Consider the following 24,701-nt stretch of genomic DNA (forward strand, 5'->3'; position numbering starts at 1 on the left):
CCTGGTCTGTCACAATCGCGTCCGGTGGAGTTGTCGCTGCCCTGACCGCCCCCCCTGTGCGCTAGTCCCGGGGCTCCCTTAGACGCGTCAGGCCTTCCTGGGCGCTGGAGGCCACCAGTTCGCCTTTTCGATTGTAGATGCTGCCACGAGCCAGGCCTCTGGCGCCGCCGGCCCAGGGGCTGTCCATGTCGTACAGCAGCCAGTCGTTGACGGCCACGTCCTGGTGAAACCACAGCGAGTGGTCGAGGCTGGCGATCTGCAGCTTGGGGTCGCCGAAACGGATGCCATGGGGCACCAGGGCGGTGGTCAGCAGGTTGAAATCCGAGCTGTAGGCGAGCAGGTAGCGATGCAGAGCGGGGTCATCGGGCAGCTCGCCATTGAGCCGGAACCACAACCGCTTGCGCGCGGGCGCGCCGTCCTCGGCGGTGTCTTCCACATGGCGAAATTCGATCGGGTGGCCGGGGAAGCGCAGGATCTCGTCGCTGTCGCCGGGCTCTGTTGCTTCGAGGGCGGGCATGCTGGCCTGGTGGCTCAGGCTGTGTTCCTGGCCATGGAAGGAAGCGCTGCAGAAGAAGATCGGACGGCCCTTCTGGATCGCGGTGATGCGGCGGGTGGTGAAGCTGCCACCGTCACGAACGCGGTCGACCTGATAGACCACCGGCATGGCGGCGTCGCCGGGACGCAGGAAGTAGCCGTGCAGCGAGTGCACCTGACGCTCCGCCGCGACGGTCTGGGTGGCCGCCGACAGCGCCTGGCCCAGTACCTGGCCGCCGAACAGCTGGGGAAGCCCCAGGTCCTGGCTGCGTCCACGAAACAGGTTCTCTTCCAGCATTTCCAGGCCCAGCAGGTCTACCAGACCCTTCAAGGCGTCCGACATTCGCGTATCCTCCTTGCGCCGGGGTAGCCCGGCTAGTCGATGGCGGTGACACGGTGGCGATTGCCGTGCCCGCGACAATGGTTCAGCATTTGCCTGGGCTCAGTGTACGGGAGTGCAACACCTTGCGCAGTGACGAATTTTACATGCATCGAGCGCTGGAACTGGCGGAGCGGGCGGCCCAGGCAGGAGAGGTGCCGGTCGGTGCGGTGGTGGTGGACGCGGCCGGAGAGATCATCGGTCGCGGCGCCAACGGCCCCGTGGCGAGCCATGATCCCAGCGCCCATGCCGAGGTTCAGGCGCTCAGGGACGCCGGGGTGAGCCTGTCGAACTATCGGCTCGAGGGCTGCACGCTGTACGTGACGCTGGAACCCTGCATGATGTGCTCCGGGGCCATCATCCACGCCAGGATCCGGCGTCTGGTCTACGGTGCCGCGGAGCCTCGTTCCGGCATGGTCGAGTCCCGAGCCAACCTGTTCGCCCAGCCCTGGCACTTCCACCAGGTGGAGGTCGAAGGTGGGGTGCTGGCGAGCCGAGCCTCTCGCCTGCTCAAGACGTTTTTTGCCGAGCGCCGATGAGCCTTTGCCGCAGCGCAAAGCACTGAGGCAACGTCGGCGGTGCCGACGGGTTGCTCAAGACTCCCGTTACAGGTTTCGAGCCTTGCTCAGGTGGTGAAGGGCGGTGTGTCCAGGTCCGATGCGCCGTCGACGGTATCCACGAAAAGCTCGACCCGGTCGCGTCCCTGGTGCTTCGCTGTATAGAGCGCCTGGTCCGCCTGCTGTATCAGGCGTGCCAGATCTAGCGGTGCCTGGTCCTGGCATGCCACCCCCAGGCTGATGGTCAGTGGCGTGCCGTCGTGATGAGCCAGCGGTGCCTGTCGGACGGCACGCCGCAGACGCTCGGCCACAGCGCTGGCTTCGGCTAGCCGTCCTTCGGGAATGATCACCAGAAACTCTTCCCCGCCGTAGCGCCCCAGCAGGCCGTCATCCCCCAGGGTCTCCTGTGCAAGTCGACCTACCGCCTTGAGCACTCTGTCGCCTTCGGCATGGCCGAGGCAGTCGTTGATGCGCTTGAAGTGGTCGATGTCGACAAGAATAACGCTAAGGGGCAAGCGCGCCCGCCAGGTCTGGGCGGTGGCCTGAAGGTGACGTCGGTTCGGCAGACCGGTGAGTTCGTCGTGGTCGGCGAGCCAGCTGAGTTGCTGCTGCAGGCGATGGCGAGTGCGGACCTCGCGGCGAAGGTCTCCGTTGGAGCGTGCAAGCGCACGATGCTGGGAGGCCATCTGGTGCTGGCTGAACAATGTCAGATAGAGGAACTGGCTGAACAGCAGACCCAGCATCAGGGTGACAGCCGGAAGACGGCTGCGCAGGCGCGTCAGCAATCGGGTATCGGGGCGCAAGGTCAGCTCGAGCGGTAGATAGGCTGTGTCGACTGTCACCGCCTTATTGTCGGGTCGATGCAGGGGAATGGCGTCGAGGGGAACAGATACTGTCCACGGGGCCGGATGCCCCTCCATGGGCCATTCCTTGATCAGACGGTTGTGGTAGGTAAGTCGGACCTGCAGGCTCCCCGCCCCCGAGGGGGGATGCGTATACATATTCTCGGCCATGGCTGATAGTGACAAGGTCGCTGCCAAGTGCCCGAGCGGCTTTCCACCGGGACGGCGAATCGGTAGCGAGAGCGTGATCTTCATCGTCGGTGCAGGAGCGTCGATGGCGAGGGTAGTGATCTGGGCCGCCGGGGGGAGCACCGCGGCAGGTTGAGGCATATCAGTGGACCTGGGGACGACTGTGGTCGCGGGGCTTCGCACATTGCCGCCGGTCACTTCGACGTAGCGCAGCGTCGCAAGGTAGGGAAAGTGGTCGCGAAGAGGTCGCGTCAGGTGCTGCCAGCGTTCGGTAGAGGGCGGGAGCGGCGATTGTTCGAGGAAAACCTGCAAATGTTGCAGGGAGTGTCGAAAGTCATTGAATTCGCCAGCCAGGCGTTCCTCCATGGCACGGCCTTCGCGCTGTCCTAGATATTGCAGTTCGCCATCGGCCTGAATCTCCAGGTACTGCCAAAGTGCCAGGGTCATCACGACCAGAAGTGTCGAAGGCCAAAGCCCACGCCTGAGGCTGTCGCGGGTGGGACGCCAGCCGCTTACCACGCCCACCCACTGGCCGGCCAGCAACAGGCCGAGGACGGCGGTGACGGTGAGCGAGTGGGCGTGCAGCAGTGCCGCTGAAGGCAGCCAGTGATGCAGTGGTGTCTGGTCCAGCAGCAACAGCAGCAAGCAGGACATGTGGAGCAAGGGGACGCCCAGGCTCGAGCGCGTGCGCGCCAGTATCCCCAGGGTCAGCAGCGTCAGCACGACCAGTTCGACCAGCGGCGGGCGCCAGTCCAGCAGCGTCGAAGGTGTTGTCAGCCAACGGAAGGGTTCGGACAGGCGCTCCAGTGACAGCCAGTCTTCCGGTGCACAGGTGCCGAATAGCAGAGTGACCAGGCACAGACACAGTGGCCATAGCACCAGGGCACTGGTGAAGACCCCCTTGCGTGTCCATCGCCATTGACCGATGGCGACGATAAGGGCCAGCGCCAGGGTCGTCTGATTCGCCGGCAGAGAGGCTACCCGAGTATCGAGCACGGTGAGGGAGGCGACTGCCAGCACCAGGGCGAGCAGGGTCAGCCCTTGGCTCAATAGCCGGTAGTGACGAACAACGGGTGTCGAGGTGTACCACATTCAGGCGTTCCAACCCTGGCGGCTCGCGGCCTGACTGGCCGCGCTACGACCAGCTTACCCAGGCGCTGATCGAGACTCAGGAAGAAGTGCGCCGCCTCGCGCCAGTGGGGTTGACCTGAGTCAGGAGTGCAACAGACCGTTGGGCTCTGTGGCCTCGCTGGGCTCAGCAGCGGGCTTCGCCTCGGCGATCTCCACCCGATTGCGGCCCAGCCGCTTGGCACGATACAGCGCCATATCCGCTCGATGCAGCAAGTCCCTCGGCACAACGGGGCCGTCGGTCTGGGTGATCAGGCCGATACATACCGTCATGGGACTGCCGTCTTCGTGTTGTACGCCGCAGGCCTGCACCTCTCGCCTCAGGTGTTCTGCCCAGGCATGTACCCAGGCGATATCGCCCTGTGGCAGATAGACCACGAATTCCTCGCCGCCGTAGCGGGCCAGCACGCCACCCTGTGGAAGCAGTTTCTGCGCGCAGGCGGCGAAGCGCTTGAGCGCCTGGTCTCCGGCTTGATGGCCTTGTTGGTCGTTGATGCGCTTGAAATGGTCGAGGTCACATAACAGCAGACTGAGAGGGCTCTGTCCGGCGTCCGTCGGCAGGCTGGCGAGAAAGGTGCGTCGATTGGCCAGGCCCGTGAGGTCGTCGTGTCCTGCCAGCCATTCGATGTTTTTCTGCAGGCGCGAACGACGCCGCATTTCTCGGCGTAGTTCGAGATTGGTATCGGCAATCTGGCGGTGCTGCTGGCGCTGCCGATGGCGGCTGAACAACAGCAGGTAGAGCAGCAGAGCCATGATCAGGCCGGTGCACAGCGTTGAACTCGGATAGTGCAGCTTCAGGTGCTCCAGCAAACGGCGGTTGGGGCTGAGCTCCAGGTGCAGGGTATGGGACAGCAGACGAACGTCGCTGACGAGCCTCCAGGGCGAATTCGACGCTGACGTCGGTACCCGCCATAGGGTGCTGTCGCCGTCTTTCAATGTCAGCGTCATGGCGTCCGGTATATCGGCGAGCGCGGGCAGGAGATTGGAAGCTAAGGCGTCGAGGCTGAAGACCATGGCGACCGAACCCAGCAGCCGCCCACCATCAACCGTGTGGATCGGCAGAAAGTGGATGATGCCCCAGCCCCCATCGGGCAGTGGCAGGATATCCGATGACACCGCGTCGCGCTGGTGAAAGCTCTGCTGCAGCACTTCCATCAGTGGCTGGTCGAGGGCTCCATCCAGCAAGCGCATGCCCGGGTAGGCCTGGTGCCAGTTGTCGTCGGGATAGAGGTGCTGGACCCGTCCGGAGGGATCGATCAGGGCCAGCAGGGGCAGTTCCGGGAAGTCGTTCATAAAGCTCTGGGCTTCGTGGCGCCACATCGATGCCGAGGGCAGGCGTTGATCGATCTCCCAGACCAGATGGAAGCGATGCATGGCTCGAAGGGTGTCGTCGATGCGGTCTGTCATCGTTGCCGACAGGCGATCGGTCTCCCGCTGGGCACGTTCGAATAGCTGTCGATTGGCCTCGCTGTCCTGCTGGCACCACAGCAGAACCGTTGCCGTGGCAATCAGAAGACCGGGGCCCAGGGCGCGCAACAGGCTCGCCTGGTTATGGCGCCAGCCGGTCACCACCGCCAGGAACTGGGTCAGCAATAGCAGCCCGCTGCCCGCCAGCGCCCAGGGACCTGCGGGTGGCGCCAGCGGCGGCAGTGTCTCGGGCGCCGCCACCTGGTAGGCCAGACTCCCCCACAGGAGGACGGCGATGGCGTGGAGCAAGGGGGTGCCCAGGCTGGCACGGGTGCGCAGGGCAAGACTCAAGGCCAGGCACGCCAGCAGCAGGCTGTCGGCCAACCCCGGCCACTGCCAGGAAAGGCGTGGGTGGCCAGTATCGAGCGGCGCCGGTGGATCGAAAGTCGCCAGAGACAGCCAGCCCTGGGGCAGGATATCGCCGGCCACGCCGATCAGCAGAGCGGCCAACACCGCCACCACCAGCGTCAGACTCAAGCCCAGCCGCTGGCGGTACCAGGCCAGTTGAGCAAGACCGATCAAGCCGCCCAGTACCAGGGTGGGCAAGGTGGTCGAGGCGGTATAGCCGGCGAGGCTGGCGCAGAGCCCCGCAATGTACAGTGCCAGGGACAACAGCGTCAGCGGGATTCTGAGACGTAGCATGTACCCACTTTCCAGGCGAGGAGCTGGCGGTTGTTGGACGTTGTGGTCAGCGAAATATCTCGCCGAACCGATCAGCGAGAAGAATAGACGTTCGGGGGATTGTGCTGGAAAATGCGGCCAAGTGGGCGCGGAACCATGCCTTTCCTGATGTAGATCAAGGACATCGAGGGGGCGGGTGGGTGTCTGGTTGGCGCCTGGTGTTGAGGCCGCGTGCCAGATCCGCGCAAGGCCGCGCTCAGGCAGGTGATCCACAAACCTCGATACGATTGCGCCCCTGCCGCTTGGCCCGATAAAGCGCCAGATCCGCGCGGTGGAGCAGGTCTTCGGCGATCAGGTCGCCGGCGCCGTGGCTGGCGATGCCGATGCTTACCGTCATGGGGCGCCCATCGGCATGCTCAACGCCGCAGTTCATCACGCTCTGGCGCAGGGATTCGGCGATCTCGACGGCCTCGTCCGCGGCCACCCCGGTCAGCAGGGCCACGAATTCCTCGCCGCCGTAACGGGCCAGCACCACCCCTTCGGGCATCGCCAGGCGTCCCACTCGGGCGAAGCGACGAAGCGCCTCGTCCCCCGCCTGGTGGCCGAGCTGGTCATTGATGCTCTTGAAGTGATCGATGTCACACAGAAGAACGCTCAGCGGGCGGCACTCCTGCTGTTCTCGCAACGTCGACATGAACAGGCGGCGATTGGGCAGCAGCGTCAGCTCGTCGTGGCCGGCAAGCCACTCCACCTCACGCTGCAGTTCGGTACGATGGCGGACCTCTCGGCGCAGCTCCTCGTTGGAGCGGTACATCGACGAGTGTTGTACCGACATGCGGTGGTGGCCGAATACCACCATGTACAGCAGGTAAGCCAGCAGCAGCCCGATGCTGAGACTGGCCACCGGCTGGCGCGAACGCAGACCCAGCAAGTAGCCGGTGGAGGCGTTCAAGGCGACGGTCAGCTCTTGTTCGTCAAGGGCAAGCAGGCTAAGCGTGGTCCATGGGCCTGGCGACTCGCTGGTCGGCCAGTCGCGGATGGTGTCACCGTCCACGGCAAAGCGCATGCGGATATGCTCACGGTCCAGCAGGGTCTCGGCGTAGAGCTTGTCGGCCAGCACCGGGAGGCTGAGCACCATGGCCGCAGCGCCGGTGACGCGCTGCTGGTCGGGGGAGGTGATCGGCAGGTAGTAGATCATGCCGGGCATCCCCTGCAGCAGTGGCACGACGCCGGTGTGGCCCTCCTGGTTGTCGGAAAGTGCCTTCGCCAGTGCGTCGACGTAGGGGCGGTCCACGTCTAGTGCATTGATGCCGATGATCGCCCGGTTGCTGTCATCGCGTGGGTGGACAAGGCGGATGGTACCGTCGGCTTCGATATAGGCGATGTTGAGAAAGTAGCTGAAGTCCTGGTGGTAAAAGGCGGCCTGGCGCTCCCACTCTTCGGCGCTGGGGGCCTCTTCCAGCAGGCTCCAGAAGCTGGCGAAACGTCTCACTGCCTCCAGGTGGGCCGTTATCTCGGCGCCAAGCTGAGTCGCCAGACGATCCGATTCGCCCTGCAGCTCGTCTTGAAGCTGCTGGTCCACGTACACACGTTGCTGGTTCCAGACGAACAGACTGACCAGCACCAGGGCGAGCGAGGGAATCAGGCTGCGCAGGATGCTGATCCGGGTGTGGCGCCACCCCGAGACCACGCCGACGAACTGGGCGACCAGCAACAGCGCCAGCAACAGCATGCTGGCGGGGGTGCCTGCCAGGTTCTGCGGCGAGCGGATCTCGTCGGTGATCACCAGCAGCGCTTCGGTGACCAGTAACAGCGCCGCCAGCGCCTGCAGCAGCGGGGCGGCCAGGCTCGCCCGGGTGCGTCCCAGCAGCCCGCCAGTCAGCGCCAGCAGGATGAGCAGCTCCATCAAGGGCGGTCGAAGATCGTCGAGGCCCTGGACCCCGGGTAGCCACGATGCCCATTGGTCGAGCGTGACGTAAGAGATCAGGGCTTCGGGCAGCAGGTAGCTGGCCAGGCCCAGCAGCAGGATCGCCAGCACCGGCAACAGACACACGACCGACATCCTCACCCCACGCCAGTACCACATCGCCTGGCCGATGCCGGTCAGCAGCAGCAGGGTCCAGCTGGCGCTGTGGCTCTGATCCTGGATCATCGAGGGGTCGACGATCAGTCCCGCCGTGGCCAGCAGGATGACCAGCAGCGTCATGGACAGGGCAATTCGAGACATGAAGGCAAGGTGTCCTAGGGCATGGGGGGCACGAGTTCGAAGATCTCGGCGTCGGCTTGATCGGGCAGGCGGGCATTCAGCTGGTGGAACTGCTGCTGGCTGCGATCGACGTAGTCGAGGATCTCGAGATAGCGGCGAATATTCTGCACATAGATGACCGGTTCGCCACCCCTTGCGTAGCCGTGGCGTGTCTTGCTGTGCCACTGGCTTTCCTGCAACAGGGGCAGCGCCTCACGCACATCACGCCACAGATCCGGGTTGCCACCCCGCATGCGGGCGATATCACGGGCGTCATACAGATGGCCGAGGCCCACGTTGTAGGCCGCGAGTGCCATGTAGAGGCGGTCCTCCCCGGTGATCGACTCGGGCAATCGCTGTTCGACGCTGCGCAGATAGCGTGCGCCGCCCTCGATGCTCTGGGCCGGGTCCAGCCGGTTCGATACTCCGACTTCCTCGGCGGTGGCGTTGGTCAGCATCATCAGCCCACGCACCCCGGTGGGCGACGTTGCCTCCGGGTCCCAGTGGGACTCTTGATAACCCACCGCCGCCAGCAGCTTCCAGTCGAAGTGTTGCGCGCGGGCGGCCTCTCGAAACAGGGCATCGAAGCGGGGCAGGCGCTTGTTGACGTGGTTGATGAAGACCCGGGCGCCGACGTACTCGAGATAGTCGTCATGACCGAAGTAGCGGGCGGTGAGGCGGTCGAGTTCACCGTCTGCGCGAAGCTCGTCGAAGAACGTATTGGCGCGTTCGATCAGCGCCAGACCGTCTTTCCCGGAGAAGGCCCAGGCCATGGTCACCGGCTCGCCGATGTCGAAGCCGTCTTCCACTTCGGGGAAGAACAGACGATTGAGGCGGAACTGGTGGGCGTACACCACCGCGGCGTCCAGCTCGCCATCCTCGATGCGCCTGAGCAGCGAGGCGATCTCCAGGTCTTCCGCTTCCTTCCAGCTGAGGCGAGGGTGCTCGCGCTGCAATTCGTGCATGACGCGGCTGATGCCGGTGCCCTTGGCGATGCCGATGTTCCAGTCCTTGAGGTCATCGAGCGCCTTGGGCGGCTGCAGTCCTCGGCGATACACCACCATCGGCTGCATCGACAGGATCGGGCGCGAAAACACCAGGCCTTCCGCCAGCGGATCCAGCGGCAGGGCGGCCGCGCCGAGGTCGCCCTGGTGGCGCACCGCGTCGAGCACGCTCTGCACATGGTGGTCATCGCTCAGGTTCAGGCTGACCCCGAGGCGGTCGGCGAAGCGACGCATCAGTTCGTACTCGAAGCCGGTAGGTCCCTGGCGCCCCTCGTAGTAGGTAAAGGGGGTATTGCGGGTGTGCACGGTGATGAAATCACGTGCCAGTACTCGCTCCAGGGCAGCGCTTGAGGAGGGGCCGGGCGGTGTTGGCCAGAGCGCCCACAGCAGGCCCAGGCCACTGGCGGCAAGGATGCGCAGGCGCCGCGCATGACGGAAACCGTCCTTCATCGGGGCAAAATCGCTCATGGTGGAGCGCCCACCTTACCCAGCCCACGGGGCGCTGTCATCCGCATCGATTTCTCGCACCCGTCGGTTTCCAGTATCATATGCCGTCTCGCCCGCCGCGGCCCCCTTCTTTTATCGCTGATCTTCAGAGGCTCCTGGATATGCTCGAACTGCGCGGAGCGCCCGCCCTGTCCACCTTCCGTCACGCCAAGCTGCTGGCTCAACTGCGTGTGTCCGTCCCCGAGATCGAGGCGCTGCACGCCGAGTATGTGCACTTTGCCGATCTGGAGCGGGAGCTCGATGCCACCGAACTGAGCCTGCTCGAGCGCCTGCTCGACTACGGGCCGGCACAGCAGGATAGCGATGTGGAGGGGCTTGCGTTGCTGGTGGTGCCACGTATCGGCACCCAGTCTCCCTGGTCATCCAAGGCTACCGACATTGCCCACAACTGCGGTTTGACCCAGATCAACCGCCTGGAGCGCGGCATCCTCTATCGCATCAAGGTGCGCGGTACGCTGAAGGAAGCCCACTTCGACGCCATCGTCGCCGGCCTGCATGACCGCATGACCGAGACGGTGCTGCGAGACAGCTCCGACGCCGCCACCCTGTTCGCCCACCATGAGCCGGCGCCGCTGGGCCAGGTGGGCGTGCTCGAGGGTGGCCGTACTGCGCTTGAGGTCGCCAATCGCGAGCTGGGACTCGCCCTGGCCGAGGACGAGATCGACTACCTGGTCGAGGCGTTTGTCGAGCTGGGCCGCAACCCCAGCGACGTCGAGCTGATGATGTTCGCCCAGGCCAACTCCGAGCACTGCCGCCACAAGATCTTCAACGCCGACTGGGTCATCGACGGCGAGGCCCAGAGCCACTCGCTGTTCAAGATGATCAAGAACACCTTCGAGGCCTCGCCGGACGGCATCCTGTCGGCCTACAGCGACAACGCTGCGGTGATCAAGGGCAGCGAGGCGCGTCGCTTCTTCGCCACCCCGCTGACCGGTCGTGACGGTGAGCGCGCCAGCTACGGCGGGGAAGTGGAGCCGATCCACATCCTGACCAAGGTCGAGACCCACAACCACCCGACCGCCATCGCGCCTCATCCCGGTGCGGCCACCGGTGCCGGCGGCGAGATCCGCGACGAAGGCGCCACCGGCATCGGCGGCAAGCCCAAGGCGGGGCTGACCGGCTTTACCGTGTCCAACCTGCGTATCCCCGAGTTCGTGCAGCCCTGGGAGGCGTTCGACTACGGCAAGCCCGAGCGCATCGTCAACGCCCTGGAGATCATGCTCGAGGGCCCCATCGGCGGCGCCGCCTTCAACAACGAATTTGGCCGTCCCAACCTCACCGGCTATTTCCGCACCTACGAGCAGGACGCTCTCGGTGCCAGCGGCATCGAGCGTCGCGGCTACCACAAGCCGATCATGATCGCCGGCGGCTACGGCAACATCCGCGAACAGCACGTGGCCAAGGGCGAGATCCCGGTGGGCGGCAAGCTGATCGTGATGGGTGGCCCGGCGATGTTGATCGGGCTCGGCGGCGGCGCAGCGTCGTCGATGGCCTCCGGCTCGTCGAGCTTCGATCTCGACTTCGCTTCTGTTCAGCGCGACAACCCCGAGATCGAGCGGCGTGCCCAGGAGGTCATCGACCGCTGCTGGGCGCTGGGTGACGACAACCCCATCTGCTTTATCCACGACGTAGGCGCCGGTGGTCTGTCCAACGCCTTGCCGGAACTGGTCAAGGACGGCGATCGTGGTGGTCTGTTCAGCCTGCGCGAGGTGCCCAACGCCGAGCCCGGCATGAGCCCGCTGGAGATCTGGTGCAACGAGGCCCAGGAGCGCTACGTGCTGGCGGTGGCACCTGCGGATCTCGAGACCTTCGACGCCCTGTGCCGGCGCGAACGCTGCCCTTACGCGGTGGTCGGCGAGGCCACCGCAGAACACCACCTGGCGGTGGTGGACGGCCACTTCGACACCCGCCCGGTGGACCTGCCGATGAGCGTGCTGTTCGGCAAGCCACCCAAGATGCAGCGTGAATTCGAGCGTGCCCCGCTGGAACTGCCCGGTGTGATGCTCGACAACCTGGACCTGCGCGAGGCGCTGGATCGCGTGCTGCGTCTGCCCACCGTGGCCTCCAAGAGCTTCCTGATCACCATTGGCGACCGCTCGATCACCGGCCAGGTCGCGCGTGACCAGATGGTCGGTCCCTGGCAGGTGCCGGTGGCCGACGTGGCGGTGACCACGGCAAGCTTCGATACCCACGCCGGTGAGGCCATGGCCATGGGCGAGCGGTCGCCGGTGGCGCTGATCGACCCCGCCGCCAGCGCACGCCTGGCGGTGGCCGAGTCGATCACCAACCTGGCCGCTGCCCCGATCGCCCAGCTTGGCGACATCAAGATGTCGGCCAACTGGATGAGCGCGGCGGACCATGAAGGCGAGAACCAGGCGCTGTATGACGCCGTGCACGCCGTCGGCATGGAGCTGTGCCCGGCGCTGGGCATCGCGGTGCCGGTGGGCAAGGACTCCATGTCCATGCGCACCGCCTGGGAGCAGGACGGTGAGCAGAAGGCGGTGACCTCGCCGCTGACCCTTGCGATCACCGGCTTCGCTCCGGTCACCGACGCCATGAAGACGCTGACCCCGCAGATTCGCCTCGACCAGGACGAGAGCGACCTGCTGCTGATCGACCTGGGCGCCGGCAAGAATCGTCTGGGCGGCTCCGCCCTGGCCCAGGTCTACGGCCAGGTCGGCAACGACTGCCCGGACCTGGACGACGCCGAGGACCTCAAGGCCTTCTTCAGCGTCATCCAGGGGCTCAACGCCGACGGTCGACTGCTGGCCTACCACGACCGCAGCGACGGTGGCCTGATCGTCACCCTGCTGGAGATGGCCTTCGCCGGCCGCGCCGGGCTCGAGATCAAGCTCGACTGGTTGATCGACGAGGCCGCCGAGGCGGTGGACGCGCTGTTCAGCGAGGAGTTGGGGGCGGTCATCCAGGTCAGCCGTGAGCACACCGAAGAGGTGCTGGCCCAGTTCGCCGCCGCCGGTATCGAGACCTGCGGCGTCATCGCCCGTCCGCGCTACGACGACCAGATCCGCGTGACCCTGTTCGAGGAGCCGTTGCTGGAGACCACCCGGCAGCTGACCCAGCGCACCTGGAGCGAGACCAGCTACCGCCTGCAGGCTCTGCGCGACAACCCCGAGTGCGCCAAGAACGAGTTCGACAACCTGCTCGACACCCGTGACCCGGGCCTGAGTGCCAGCCCGACCTTCGACGTCGACGAGGACATCAGCGCGCCCTTCGTCAACAGCGCACGTCCGCGTGCCGCCATCCTGCGCGAGCAGGGCGTCAATGGTCACCTGGAGATGGCCTGGGCCTTCGACAAGGCCGGCTTCGAGGCGGTCGACGTGCACATGAGCGACCTGCTCGAGGGACGTGTCGGTCTCGACGAATTCAAGGGGCTGGCCGCCTGTGGTGGCTTCTCCTACGGCGACGTGCTCGGCGCCGGTGGTGGCTGGGCCAAGTCGGTGCTGTTCAACCCCCGCGCCCGCGAGCAGTTCGCCGACTTCTTCGCGCGCGACGACAGCTTCGCCCTCGGCGTGTGCAACGGCTGCCAGATGTTGTCCCAGCTCAAGGAGCTGATCCCCGGCGCCGAGAACTGGCCGCGCTTCGTGCGTAACGAGTCCGAGCAGTTCGAGGCCCGAGTGGCCATGGTGCAGGTGGAGAAGACCCCGTCGATCCTGCTGGCCGGCATGGAAGGCTCGCGCCTGCCCATCGCCGTGGCCCATGGCGAGGGCCGCGCCGAGTTTCGCGATAGCGCCCACCTGCGCAGCATGCAGGGCTCGGGCCAGGTGGCCCTGCGCTATATCGACAACCACGGCCAGTGCACCACCCGCTACCCGGCCAACCCCAACGGCTCGCCCTCCGGTATCACCGGCCTGACCACGCCGGATGGCCGGGTGACGATCATGATGCCCCACCCGGAGCGGGTGGTGCGTGCCGTCACCAACTCCTGGCGGCCGGCCGAGTGGAGCCAGGACGGCGCCTGGCTCAGGCTGTTCCGCAATGCCCGGGTGTGGCTGGGCTGATCCTCCAGTCCCTCCTGACCCACGACAACGCCGCCTGCGGGCGGCGTTGTCGTATCCGGGACAACGTCAGGTGTTGTATCGAGCGGCGTCAGGTGCCAAGTTGAAGTTCCCGCTTGCACAGTTTCGCCCCTTTATCGATCACCTGACCGGCCACCTTATCGACGGAGCTTCCATGTCCTCATCCACCCAGCGCAGTTTTCATGACCGCTTGAGCGTCTCCCTGATCGACCATGTGGCACGGGTACATCTCGAGCGGCCAGATCGCCACAACGCCATGGATCCGCCGATGATCGACGCCCTGCTCGAGGTCCAGCGCTGGCTGGGCGAACGGGTGGGCCTGCGCGCGGTGGTGCTTACCGGCGAGGGCGAGAGCTTCTGCTCGGGACTGGACGTGGCCTCGGTGGTGGCAAGCCCCGAGCGCGTGGCCTGGCTGCTGACGCCGGACGCCAGTGGGGTCAATCCGGCCCAGCGCCTGGCGCTTGGCTGGCGTGACCTGGGGGCGCCGGTGGTAGCGGCGCTGCATGGTCACGTCTTTGGCGCCGGCCTGCAGATGGCGCTGGGTGCCGATCTGCGTATCGTCCACCCGGAGGCGACGCTGGCGCTGCCGGAGATCGAGTGGGGGCTGATGTCGGATATGGCGGTCAGCGTCACCGCCGCCGCGCTGCGTCAGGACGTGATTCAGGATCTGATGCTGACCGGCCGCCATCTGGCCGGCGACGAGGCCATGGTGCTGGGGCTGGCCTCGCGGCTGGACGAGGACCCGCGCGAGGCGGCGCTGGAGCTCGCCGTGTCCATGGCCCGGCGCTCGCCCAAGGCGGTGGCCGCGGCGCGTCGGCTGTGGCGAGAGGCGCCGCGCCTGGATGAGCGCGGACGCTTGGCCATGGAAGCCGAACTGCAGCGCAACCTGCTGGCCGGGCGCGAGCAGCGAGAAGCGACCCGGGCACGCCTGGACGGGCACCCACCGCGGTTCGATTGAGCGCCGGCGGCCTATGCCGCAAGCCAACGACAAGGCCCTCGCGGGTATCGCCCGCGAGGGCCTTGTCTTGCAGTCACCTTCCGATAGGGGTCAGGTTCCGGTAGGCCCCTCGACTGGCGACGGAGGATGGATGCGGAACAGGGTGGCGTAGATCACCGGCAGGATCACCAGGGTCAGCAAGGTGGCCGCACCCAGACCGAACACGATGACCACCGCCATGGAGGCGAAGAAGGCGTCGCCGAACAGCGGGATCATGCCCAGCATGGTGGTGATCGCCGCCATGGATACCGGCCGTACCCGGCTGATGGCGGCGGCCATCACCGCATCGAAGGGCGCCTCGTACAGCGGCATCTGGATCTTGATCTCCTCGACCAGCACGATGGCGTTCTTGAGCACCATGCCGACCAGGCTCAGGGTGCCGAGCAGCGCCATGAAGGTGAAGGGGGCGTTGAAGGTCAGAAGACCGCCGACGATACCGATCACGGTCAAGGGCACGATGGCCCAGATCGCCAGCGACTGGCGCAGGTTGCCGAACAGCAGCATGGTCAGGATGAACATGCCGAGGATGCCCAGCGGCAACAACTTGAACAGCGCCTTCTTGGCGTCACGCGAGGTCTCGTCCTCGCCGCCCCAGCCCAGGTGGTAGCCCTCGGGGAGATCGATGGCCTCGATCCGGGGCTTGAGCCGCGCAAGGATGTTGGCCGCCGTCTCGCCGGACAGCGGTAGCGGCTCGGCGTAGACCGCCAGCATGCGCTGACGGTCGCGACGCTTGATCAGCGGATCATGCAGCTGGGTCTCGAGCGGCCCCAGCACACTGCCGGCGCTGATGTAGGTCTGCTGCTCGGCGCTCCAGACGTTGAGGCTGGCGATGTCGTTGAGGCCGTAGCGCTCTTGCCGTTCATCGCGCAGCACGATGGGGATCAGGTCGGAGCCCTCGCGGTAGACGCCGGCCATCTGGCCGTCGTTGTGGATCAGCAACGCCTGGTGCAGCGCCTGGCGGGTGACGCCGACGCGCCGCGCCTGCTGCTCGAGAAACTCAGGCGTCAGCTCCTCGACCCGATTTCCCCAGGACAGGCGGATACTGTCGACGAAGGGATCGGCGCGGAACACCTCGCTGACCTCGGTGGCGAGCTTGCGCAGGGTATCCGGGTCCGGGCCGTACAGGCGCGCCTCCAGGCTGGCCTTGGCCGAAGGGCCGACCTGCAGCGCCTGGACCTTGTACTGCACCTCGGGGTAGTCATCGCGCAGCAGGGTGATGATCTCGGCCATGCGCCTGGCCCGGCTGTCGAGATCCTCGGTCTCGACAATCAGCTGGCTGTAGCTCGGATAGCGGTCCTCGGGCGAGTAGGTCAGGGTGAAGCGCTGGGCGCCGCCGCCGATCACGCTGGTCACGTGGGTGACCTGGTCCATCGTCGCCACCTGTGCCTCCAGGCGCGAGGCCACCCGCTCGCTCTCGAGAATATCGGTGCCCTCAGGCATCCACACATCGACGAAGAACAGCGGTGTGGTGGAATCCGGGAAGAAGGCGTTCTTGATGTTGGAGGACAGCGCGAAGGCGCCGACCAGCAGGCCCACGCAGACCGCGATGGTCAGCCAGCGAAAGCGAATGCCCTTGTCGACCAGCCAGCCGAACAGCTGGAAAATCACTCCCTTGTAGGGATCCTCGTGACTGTCGCCGTCACCGATCACCCGGTCCTTGAAGAAGATGTCGAAGAAGAAGGGGGTCAGCGTCAGGGCGGTGATCCAGCTCAGCAGCAGCGAATAGAACAGCACCCAGAACAGTGAGCCCACCAGTTCGCCGGTGGCGTCCGGTGACAGGCCGATGGGGGCGAAGGCGGTGATGGCGATGGCGGTGGCGCCGAGCAGCGGCAGCCAGTTCTGGCCGGCCACCTCCTTGGCTGCCTCGAGCTTGCTCTTGCCCTTGCCAAGGCCGATCAGCATGCCTTCGGTGACCACGATGGCGTTGTCCACCAGCATGCCCAGGGCAATGATCAGGGCCCCCAGCGAGACCTTCTGCAACTGCAGGCCGTGGGCGGCCATCAGCATCAGCGTGCCGAGGATGGTGATCGACAGGATCAGCCCCATCAGAAGGCCGGAGCGCAGGCCCATGAACACCAGCAGCACCACGATGACGATGCCCACCGACTCCATCAGGTTGATGACAAAGCCGGACACCGCCTCCTTGACCACCTGGGGCTGGTGGTAGACCGGGGTCAGCTGCATGCCCAGCGGCAGGCGGGATTCCAGTTCGGCCAGGCGGGCGTCCACCGCCTCGCCGACCTTGACCACGTTGACCCCGGACACGAACGACAGGCCAAGCGAGATCGCCGGCTTGCCGTCGGCATGGTAGAGCTGACCGGGACGGTCGGTGAGCGCGCGCGTCACCGTGGCGATGTCGCCCAGGTGCACCGGGTTGGCGCCGGGGCGACCGACGATCAGGTCCTCCAGCGCCTCGACGCTTCTGAATTCACCGCTGGGCTGCAGCGAGATGATCTTGCCGTGTCGACGCACGCTGCCGGCGTCGGCTACCGCGTTCTGGGCGTTGAGCAGGCCGATCAGTGCATCCGGGGGAATGTTCAGAGCCTGCATGCGCTCGCGGTTGAGCGAGATGGTCACCTGCTCCGGGCGATCGCCGGCGATCACCACCTTCTTGACGCCCTCGATCAGGCGCAGTTCGCGCTGCAGGAAGTCGGCCTGATTCTTCAGGTCGTAGAGGCTGTAGTCATCGCCGGATAGATTGAACAGTAGACCGTAGACGTCGCTGAAGTCGTCCACCACCAGCGACTCCGAGGTGCCGGGGGGCAGGCCCGCCTGGGCGTCGCCGATCTTGCGCCGAAGCAGGTCCCAGTACTGGGGCAGGGCAGTGCCCTGGACGTCGGTGTCGAGCTCCACGGTGATCTGGGAGAGCCCGGCGCTGTTCACCGAGCTGACCCGCTTGAGGTTGGGAATCTCCTGGATCGCCTTTTCCAGGCGCAGTGTCACCTCTTCCTCGACCTGCTGCGGGTTGGCGCCGGGGTAGGCGGTGCTGACCAGCGCCATGCGGATGGTGAAGTCGGGAAACTCCAGCTGCCCCAGGCCGAGAAAGGAGACGATACCGCCCACCGACAACAGGATCGTGACCATCCAGCTGATGGTCTTGTTGCGCAGAAAATAGCCGACCATGACCTAGAGCCCCTCTTCCTGGGTCCAGGCGGTGACGCGAAGACCTTGGCGCATCAGATGGGCGCCGGCGCCGACCAGTCGGTCGCCGGCCGCCAGGTCGCCGGCGATGAAGATGCCGTCGTCGCTGGCGGTGCGGACCTGTACCGGTACCGCTTCCACCTTGCCCGAGGCTTCGTCGTCGGCGATATAGCGCCACACCACCGTGGCCTCGGGGTCGTCCTCCAGCGTGACCACGGTGCCCAGCGGCACCCGCCACAGGCCGTCGCTTTCGCCGGTCAGGGCGTTGAGGTCCATCGATACCACGGCGCTCATGCCGGCCAGCACGTAGACGTCGTCCGGCGTCGGCAGGGTCAGGGTGACGGTGTAGCTGAGGGTGCCGCTGGAGGCGCGGGTATCGTGCTCCTTGTAGCGCGCGGGGAAACGACGCTCGTCATCGCCGAAGCGCACCCAGGCGACGCTGTCGGCCTTCTCGAGGGCGGCACGCACGCGTTCCAGATCGAGCTGGCGGATCTGCTGTTCGGGCAGGTCGAAGGTCACGTCGATATTGCCGGGCTGCTGCAGCACCGCGATGGTCTGCTGGGGGGCCACCACCTGGAAGTTGTCCACCGGCACGCTGGCGATGACGCCGTCGAAGGGCGCCTTCAGCTCGGTGTAGCCGAGCTGGTCCTTGGCCAGGTCGAACTGGGCCTGGGCCGACAGGAAGGCCGCCCGGGCTTCATCGAAGGCGGCGCGGCTGATGGCGCCTTTTTCCAGCGATATCTGCATGCGGCGGTAGGTCGCCAGCGCCAGGTCGTAGCTTGACTGGGCGTTGGACAAGGCGTTGCGGGCGTCGCGGTCGTCGAGCAGGGCGATACGCTCGCCACTGGTGACCGCCTGGCCGGCCTGGACGTTCAACTCCTTGAGTTCCCCGCCGATGCGAAAGGCCAGGTCGGTGCGTTCGGAGGCCTCGACCACACCGGGGTAGCGAGTCAGGGACCGATTGCCCATCTCGTCCAGGGTGAGCAGCTTGACCGGGCGGGTGACCTGCTTGGCCAGGGGCGGATCTCCCTCGGAGCAGCCCTGCAGCAGGGGCAGACCGGCAAAGACGAGCAGGGAGGCCATCTGACAGAGTTGGCGAAGCGACATGGCTGAGTCCTTGAAGACGGAGCCGCTTGACGTGCGGCGTGACTCGCCGAGGCCGGTGCCTCAGGGCTGCCCGGAGGGTGGGGGAGGGGCAGGCCCTGTTGTGGAGCATCGAGCGCTTGGCGTAGAGTGCGTCGGTTCGACGCGCAGGCGCCTATGCTACTGGCGCCGAGTACACGCTGATGTGTCGTGGATCAATGTTTGCCGAACCCTGCAGAGGAAAGGCGTCGTCATGCCCCAGACCGAGTCCCGGCTCCCGCCATCGTCGCCTCCCGCCTCCGTCAGGCCAGAGCTGCGGCCCTATCAGCGTGATGCGGTGAAACGCGTCATTGGTCACTTTCGTCAGTCCGATGAGCCCGCGGTGGTGGTGTTGCCCACCGGCAGCGGCAAGTCGCTGGTCATCGCCGAACTGGCCCGCCTGGCCCGAGGGCGGGTGCTGGTGCTGGCCCACGTGCGTGAGCTGGTCGAGCAGAATCATGCCAAGTACCTGGCCTACGGCCTCGAGGCGGACATCTTCAGCGCCGGACTCGGGCGCAAGGAGAGCGCCCGCCAGGTGGTGTTCGGCTCGGTGCAGTCGGTGGTCCGCCACCTGGACGCGGTGAGCGACGAGCAGAACGCCCACGGCCCCTTCACCCTGCTGGTGATCGACGAGTGCCACCGGGTATCGCTGGACGCGGACTCCTCCTATCGGCGGGTCATCGACCATCTGCGTTCTCGCAATCCTTCGCTCAAGGTACTGGGATTGACCGCGACCCCCTATCGGCTGGGCCAGGGCTTCATCTACCACCGCCACCACCACGGCATGGTGCGCGGTGACGCGGACAGCTTCTTTGGCGACTGCGTGTTCGAGCAGCCGCTGCGGCTGATGGTGCGCCAGGGCTACCTGGCAAGCCCGCTCAAGGTGGATGCGGCGGTGGCCCGCTACGACTTCTCGCAACTGGCGCCGGGAACCGGCGGGCTATATCGCGAGGAAGAGCTCAATCGCGTGGTGGCCGGGCACCGGGCCACGCCAGGCATCATCGCCGAGGTGATCGAGCGGGCGCGGGAGCGTGAGGGTGTCATGCTGTTTGCGGCAAGCGTGGCCCACGCCGAGGAGATCCTCGGCTATCTCCCGGCACAAGCCTCGGCACTGATCACTGGCGATACCGACAGTGACGAGCGCACCCGGCTGATCGAGGACTTCAAGGCGAAACGGCTCAAGTACCTGGTCAACGTCTCGGTGCTGACCACCGGCTTCGATGCGCCCCATGTGGACCTGATCGCGATCCTCAGGCCCACCGAGTCCGTCGGCCTGTACCAGCAGATCGTCGGGCGAGGGCTCAGGCTCTCGCCCGGCAAGCGCGACTGTCTGATCCTCGACTACGCCGGCAATCCCTGGGACCTGTATGCGCCGGAGGTGGGCAGTCCGCGGCCGGACAGCGACAGCGAGCCGGTGCAGGTGCCCTGTCCGCTGTGTGGCCACGCCAACCTGTTCTGGGGCAAGCGCGACGGCGAGCTGGTGATCGAACACTTCGGCCGTCGCTGCCAGGGCCTGGTCGACGCCGAAGGCAGGGCGCTGGCCGCCGCCGAGCCAGGGGCGCGCCAGTGCGACTTTCGTTTTCGCTTCAAGACCTGCGGTGACTGCGGCGCCGAGAACGATATCGCCGCCCGACGCTGCCATGGGTGCCAGACGCTGCTGGTGGACGCCGATGACAAGCTGCGCGAGGCCTTGAAGCTCAAGGACGCCAGGGTACTGCGGGTCAGCGGCATGCTGCTCGAGCCCACCGTCAATGGGCGGGGGCTGCCGCGGCTCAAGGTCACCTACCATGATGAGGATGGCGCCACCCTGGCCGAGTGGTTCGCACTGGAGACGCCCGCCCAGCGGCGGGCCTTCGAGGCGGTGTTTCTGCGTGATCACGCCCGGGCGCCCGGTGTGCCCTGGTCGCCGACGTCACCCGATCAGGTATGTCGCGAGCAGCAAAGGCTCAGGGCCCCGGATTTCGTGGTCGGGCGCAAGGTGGGGCGTCACTGGCAGGTGCGTGAAAAGCTGTTCGACTATCGCGGCCGCTATCGCACCGCCGACAGCGCCGACTGAAGCGCCGCCTGAAGTGCCGCCTGAAGTGCCGACTGAAGCACCGACCGGGCCTCGCTGATTTAGCCAGATCGCGCGGAGCTTGATAGACTGGGGGATTGGTGGCGCCTCGGTCCAAGCGGCCGCATCCTCCCTTGTTCATCGTAACCACTACCATGGCAACCCAGGTCCCCCACGCGTGAGCGACTCGCCGACGACACAACAACCCCAGGGTGGGACTGACGAGGAAGGTGCAGCGACTCGGCCTGACACCGAGGGCGATTTGCAGGCCCAGGCCGGTGCTGCCCCTCACGCCGAGGTCGAAGCCCACGCCCAGGTGCTGGGACGCCTGTTCGATGAGCCGATCACCGAGCTGCCCGAGGATCTGTACATTCCCCCGGAGGCTCTCAGGGTCTTTCTCGAGACCTTCGAGGGACCGCTTGACCTGCTGCTCTATCTGATTCGCCGGCAGAATCTGGATATCCTGTCGATCAATGTGGCCGCCATCACCCACCAGTACATCGAGTACGTGGAACTGATGAAGGCCATGGAAATCGAACTGGCCGGCGAGTACCTGCTGATGGCGGCGATGCTGGCCGAGATCAAGTCGCGCACCCTGCTGCCGCGCCCGCCCAGGAGCGAGGACGGTGACGAGGACGAAGACCCCCGCGCCGAGCTGATTCGCCGCCTGCAGGAGTACGAGCGGCTCAAGCTCGCCGCCGAGGCCCTGGCGGAGTTGCCCCGGGTTGGACGTGACTGGTTTCCTGCCCGGGCGGCGCTGCCCCCGGTGGAGGCCCGGGTCATCCACCCGGACGTCGAGCTCGATGAATTGCTTGGCGCACTGGCCGGCATTCTGCGCCGGGCCGAACTCAACCAGGCCCACCAGATCGAAAGTGAAGTACTGTCGACCCGGGAGCGCATGCTGGCGATCATGGAGCGCCTGACTCACGAGCACTACACCCCCTTCGAGGCGTTGTTCTCGCTTGATGAGGGCAGGGCAGGGGTGGTGGTGACCTTCATGGCGATCCTGGAACTGGCCAAGGAGGCGATGATCGAGATCGTCCAGAATGCGCCGATGTCCCCGATCCACGTCAGGGCGCGGTTGGCCGAGGACGGCGACGAAGATCCGTACGAAGGGCTCGAGGACGAGGGCGAGAGCGCCTTCGACGACGAAACCTTCGACGACGAAACCTTCGGCGATACCTTCGGTGATGCCTTGGATGATGCCTTGGATGATAGTGCCGCCGAGGACAGCGCTGTTGACGACGAGGCGGGCGACGACAGCGCCTTCGATGATACCGGTGAACCGGATAGGCGTATCGGTCAGTCGGTTGACAAGACACAGGGAGATGAGCCCGCATGAGCGTGATGGAGACGCCCGATGCGTTGGACGACATCGTCGAGGCGGCGCTGCTGGCCGCCGGCCAACCGCTGGCGCTGGACCGCCTCGAACAGCTGTTCGATGAACACGAGCGCCCGCCGCGACGGGCGCTCAAGGAAGCGCTGGAGCGATTGTCCGAGCGTCACCTCAGAGGCGCCATGGAGCTGATCGAGACCGCCTCCGGGTACCAGCTGCGCATTCGCCCGCGGCTGGCCAACTGGGTCGCCCGGTTGTGGGATGAACGCCCCCAGCGCTATTCCCGGGCGCTGCTGGAGACGCTGGCGCTGATCGCCTATCGTCAGCCGGTGACCCGGGGCGATATCGAGGAGGTCCGCGGGGTCACGGTGAGCGGCTCGATCATGCGCACCCTGCTCGATCGTGGCTGGATTCGCGTGGTCGGGCACCGAGACGTGCCGGGACGACCGGCGGTGTTCGCCACCACCCGTGGCTTTCTCGACGATTTCGGGCTCAAGACCCTCGACGAGCTGCCGCCGATGCACGAGCTCAAGCAGTTCGAACAGTTCGACACCGAGGACGAGCCACCGCCTCCGCCCTCGGCGCTGCTGGCCCAGGCCGACGAGCCGCTGGACGACGATGGTGAGACCGCCGAGGGTGAAACTGCCGAGGGTGAACCCACTGAAGATGGAAGCGCTGAAGATGGAAGCGCTGAAGTTGGCAGCGCTGAAGCTGCAACCGAAAGAGGCGAGACCGAGGAAGGCGAGGCATCATCGCCCGATCAGGATGAAGTGACGGCTTCCCGCGGGGAAGCCGAGACGACGGCGGGCCAAGCGCCCGACGACGAGGATTTGGCGGCTTCCCACGAGGAAGCCGAGACGACGGCGGGTAAGATGCCCGACGACGAGGATTTGGCGGCTTCCCGCGAGGAAGCCGAGACGACGGCCGGGACGGCCGACGACGAGCACGCCGGGATGGCGTCCGAACGGGCTCGCCTGAGCTTTGCCGATCTGGAAGCCAGGCTGTCCGAACGCGCCCGGGGCCGCGTCGATGATGACGCTGCCTCGGGGGTGGAACCCACAGAGAGTGAGAACGACGAATGACGACCACCAGCGAAAAACTGCAGAAGGTGCTGGCGCGTGCCGGCCTGGGATCCCGCCGGGAGATGGAGGCCGCCATCGCCGATGGCCGGGTCAAGGTCAACGGCAGCGTGGCGACCCTGGGCGACCGAGTGGAGGCCCGTGACCGGGTCAGTTTCGATGACCGACCGATCACCCTGCGCGCCGCCGACGAGGTGCCAAGGCGGGTGATCATGTACAACAAGCCCGAGGGCGAGCTGTGCACGCGCAAGGATCCAGAGGGGCGGCGTACGGTATTCGACCGCCTGCCGCGCCTCAAGGGCGAGCGCTGGATCGCGATTGGCCGCCTGGACATCAACACCAGCGGGCTGTTGCTGTTCACCACCGACGGCGAGCTGGCCAATCGGCTGATGCATCCTTCCACCGAGATCGAGCGCGAATACGCGGTGCGAGTCATGGGGGAGGTCAATCGCGAGCACGTGGTGGCCATGGTCGAAGGCGTGATGCTCGAGGATGGCCCGGCACGCTTCAGCGACGTCCAGGAGTTCGGTGGCGAGGGCATCAACACCTGGTTCCACGTGGTCATCATGGAAGGCCGTAACCGCGAGGTCAGGCGTCTGTGGGAGTCCCAGGGGCTGACAGTCAGTCGCCTCAAGCGGGTCCGCTACGGCAACATCTTCCTCGACAAGCGGGCCAAGGCCGGCGAGTGGACCGAGCTTTCCCAGGACGAGGTCGACGACCTGGCCGGACTGGCGGGACTCGAATCGCGCAAGGTGCCTGAGTTGACGCCGGACGAGAAGAATCGCTGGAGCCGCGACAAGAACAAGCGTCGCCCGGTGCACACGATGAAGCGTGGCGGCAAGCCGGATCGCGGCGACAAGAAGCGCTAAAGATACGGTAATCGAAAAAAACACTTGCGTCGAAAGGGGCATATCCGTAATATCTGCACCCGTTCGGAAGGGTCGTTAGCTCAGTTGGTAGAGCAGTTGGCTTTTAACCAATTGGTCGTAGGTTCGAATCCTACACGACCCACCATCCGAACCTGTGCATGGTCAGGACGATGTCCTGTCATGATCGGGTCGTTAGCTCAGTTGGTAGAGCAGTTGGCTTTTAACCAATTGGTCGTAGGTTCGAATCCTACACGACCCACCAGATTCACGGCCCTCGCTGCTTGCAGCGGGGGCCGTTTTTCGTGTGCGCAGTCTGTGGTTGGAGTCGCCGCCGCCGCCACGACGGCGCTGTCAGCCTGAACAGGCCGTTCCTCAAGCGACGCGAGTACGCCGCGCCGACGGCGCCGAGCCGGTGCCATCGTGTCGACAGGGAGTCGAGAACAGGTATGCCGCAGGCGCAATCTTGCGCCGATGCCATGCGTGGAGACTCGGCATAACCGTCCGCCTGCGTTAAACTGTCAAGTGACTCGCCGCTGCGATAGACGCATGGGTGAGGGAGAGAACCACCGGCAGCGGGTCTGGAGCGGCAGTGAC

14 protein-coding genes and 2 tRNA genes are annotated in these 24,701 nt (G+C 65.9%); 9 read left to right on the forward strand and 7 right to left on the reverse strand.

The features are described 5' to 3' along the window. Positions 1–61: 61 nt before the first annotated feature. Positions 62–877, reverse strand: coding sequence for an acyl-CoA thioesterase II (locus RBB39_RS05475; protein ID WP_108132364.1), 816 nt, complete (start codon positions 875–877; stop codon positions 62–64). Between the two features lie 122 nt (positions 878–999). Here RBB39_RS05475 and tadA point away from each other — a divergent pair, with 122 nt between their 5' ends. Continuing rightward, on the forward strand, positions 1,000–1,452 hold the full coding sequence (gene tadA / locus RBB39_RS05480; RefSeq protein WP_045991988.1) for a tRNA adenosine(34) deaminase TadA: 453 nt from the start codon (positions 1,000–1,002) through the stop codon (positions 1,450–1,452). A gap of 86 nt (positions 1,453–1,538) precedes the next feature. Here the strand turns inward: tadA and RBB39_RS05485 are convergent, their stop codons facing one another. From RBB39_RS05485 to mltF, 4 genes are all read right to left on the reverse strand, one after another. Continuing rightward, complete coding sequence (locus RBB39_RS05485; RefSeq protein ID WP_306168885.1) at positions 1,539–3,593, reverse strand: GGDEF domain-containing protein; 2,055 nt, start codon at positions 3,591–3,593, stop codon at positions 1,539–1,541. Positions 3,594–3,713: 120 nt separating this feature from the next. Continuing rightward, positions 3,714–5,738 carry a diguanylate cyclase gene (locus tag RBB39_RS05490; protein ID WP_306168886.1) on the reverse strand — a complete coding sequence of 675 codons (2,025 nt, stop codon included), beginning with the start codon at positions 5,736–5,738 and terminating at the stop codon, positions 3,714–3,716. 235 nt (positions 5,739–5,973) lie between these two features. Further along, on the reverse strand, positions 5,974–7,944 hold the full coding sequence (locus tag RBB39_RS05495; protein ID WP_306168887.1) for a diguanylate cyclase: 1,971 nt from the start codon (positions 7,942–7,944) through the stop codon (positions 5,974–5,976). Between the two features lie 14 nt (positions 7,945–7,958). Beyond that, positions 7,959–9,434 (reverse strand): membrane-bound lytic murein transglycosylase MltF, encoded by a 1,476-nt coding sequence (gene mltF, locus RBB39_RS05500; RefSeq protein ID WP_045991989.1) that lies wholly within the window; start codon positions 9,432–9,434, stop codon positions 7,959–7,961. Positions 9,435–9,574: 140 nt separating this feature from the next. On the opposite strand from mltF, the gene purL reads away from it, so the two are divergent. Both purL and RBB39_RS05510 read left to right on the forward strand, forming a co-directional pair. Further along, positions 9,575–13,492 (forward strand): phosphoribosylformylglycinamidine synthase, encoded by a 3,918-nt coding sequence (purL, locus tag RBB39_RS05505; RefSeq protein ID WP_306168888.1) that lies wholly within the window; start codon positions 9,575–9,577, stop codon positions 13,490–13,492. A 172-nt stretch (positions 13,493–13,664) separates the two neighbouring features. Beyond that, positions 13,665–14,468: a crotonase/enoyl-CoA hydratase family protein gene (locus RBB39_RS05510; RefSeq protein WP_306168889.1), complete on the forward strand. Its 804-nt coding sequence runs from the start codon at positions 13,665–13,667 to the stop codon at positions 14,466–14,468. A gap of 90 nt (positions 14,469–14,558) precedes the next feature. Here RBB39_RS05510 and RBB39_RS05515 read toward each other — a convergent pair whose 3' ends face one another. Beyond that, positions 14,559–17,630, reverse strand: coding sequence for an efflux RND transporter permease subunit (locus tag RBB39_RS05515; RefSeq protein ID WP_306168890.1), 3,072 nt, complete (start codon positions 17,628–17,630; stop codon positions 14,559–14,561). A 3-nt stretch (positions 17,631–17,633) separates the two neighbouring features. Next, positions 17,634–18,755 carry an efflux RND transporter periplasmic adaptor subunit gene (locus RBB39_RS05520; protein ID WP_213229929.1) on the reverse strand — a complete coding sequence of 374 codons (1,122 nt, stop codon included), beginning with the start codon at positions 18,753–18,755 and terminating at the stop codon, positions 17,634–17,636. Between the two features lie 229 nt (positions 18,756–18,984). Between RBB39_RS05520 and RBB39_RS05525 the strand changes: the two genes are divergently transcribed. The 6 genes from RBB39_RS05525 (at position 18,985) to RBB39_RS05550 (ending at position 24,369) form a co-directional block, all read left to right on the forward strand. Beyond that, positions 18,985–20,826, forward strand: coding sequence for a DEAD/DEAH box helicase (locus tag RBB39_RS05525; RefSeq protein WP_306168891.1), 1,842 nt, complete (start codon positions 18,985–18,987; stop codon positions 20,824–20,826). A 259-nt stretch (positions 20,827–21,085) separates the two neighbouring features. Further along, positions 21,086–22,165, forward strand: coding sequence for a ScpA family protein (locus RBB39_RS05530; RefSeq protein ID WP_306168921.1), 1,080 nt, complete (start codon positions 21,086–21,088; stop codon positions 22,163–22,165). Next, complete coding sequence (gene scpB / locus RBB39_RS05535) at positions 22,162–23,241, forward strand: SMC-Scp complex subunit ScpB (RefSeq protein WP_306168892.1); 1,080 nt, start codon at positions 22,162–22,164, stop codon at positions 23,239–23,241. The genes RBB39_RS05530 and scpB overlap by 4 nt, the downstream gene beginning before the upstream one ends. Continuing rightward, positions 23,238–24,107, forward strand: a complete 870-nt coding sequence (gene rluB / locus RBB39_RS05540) for a 23S rRNA pseudouridine(2605) synthase RluB (protein ID WP_306168893.1) — start codon at positions 23,238–23,240, stop codon at positions 24,105–24,107. Before scpB ends, rluB begins: the two co-directional genes overlap by 4 nt. 69 nt (positions 24,108–24,176) lie before the next feature. Further along, positions 24,177–24,252, forward strand: a tRNA-Lys gene (locus RBB39_RS05545). Between the two features lie 41 nt (positions 24,253–24,293). Continuing rightward, positions 24,294–24,369 (forward strand) — tRNA-Lys (locus tag RBB39_RS05550). Positions 24,370–24,701 lie beyond the last annotated feature (332 nt).

The organism is Halomonas sp. MMSF_3323 (assembly GCF_030733595.1).
Lineage (GTDB): Bacteria > Pseudomonadota > Gammaproteobacteria > Pseudomonadales > Halomonadaceae > Halomonas > Halomonas litopenaei.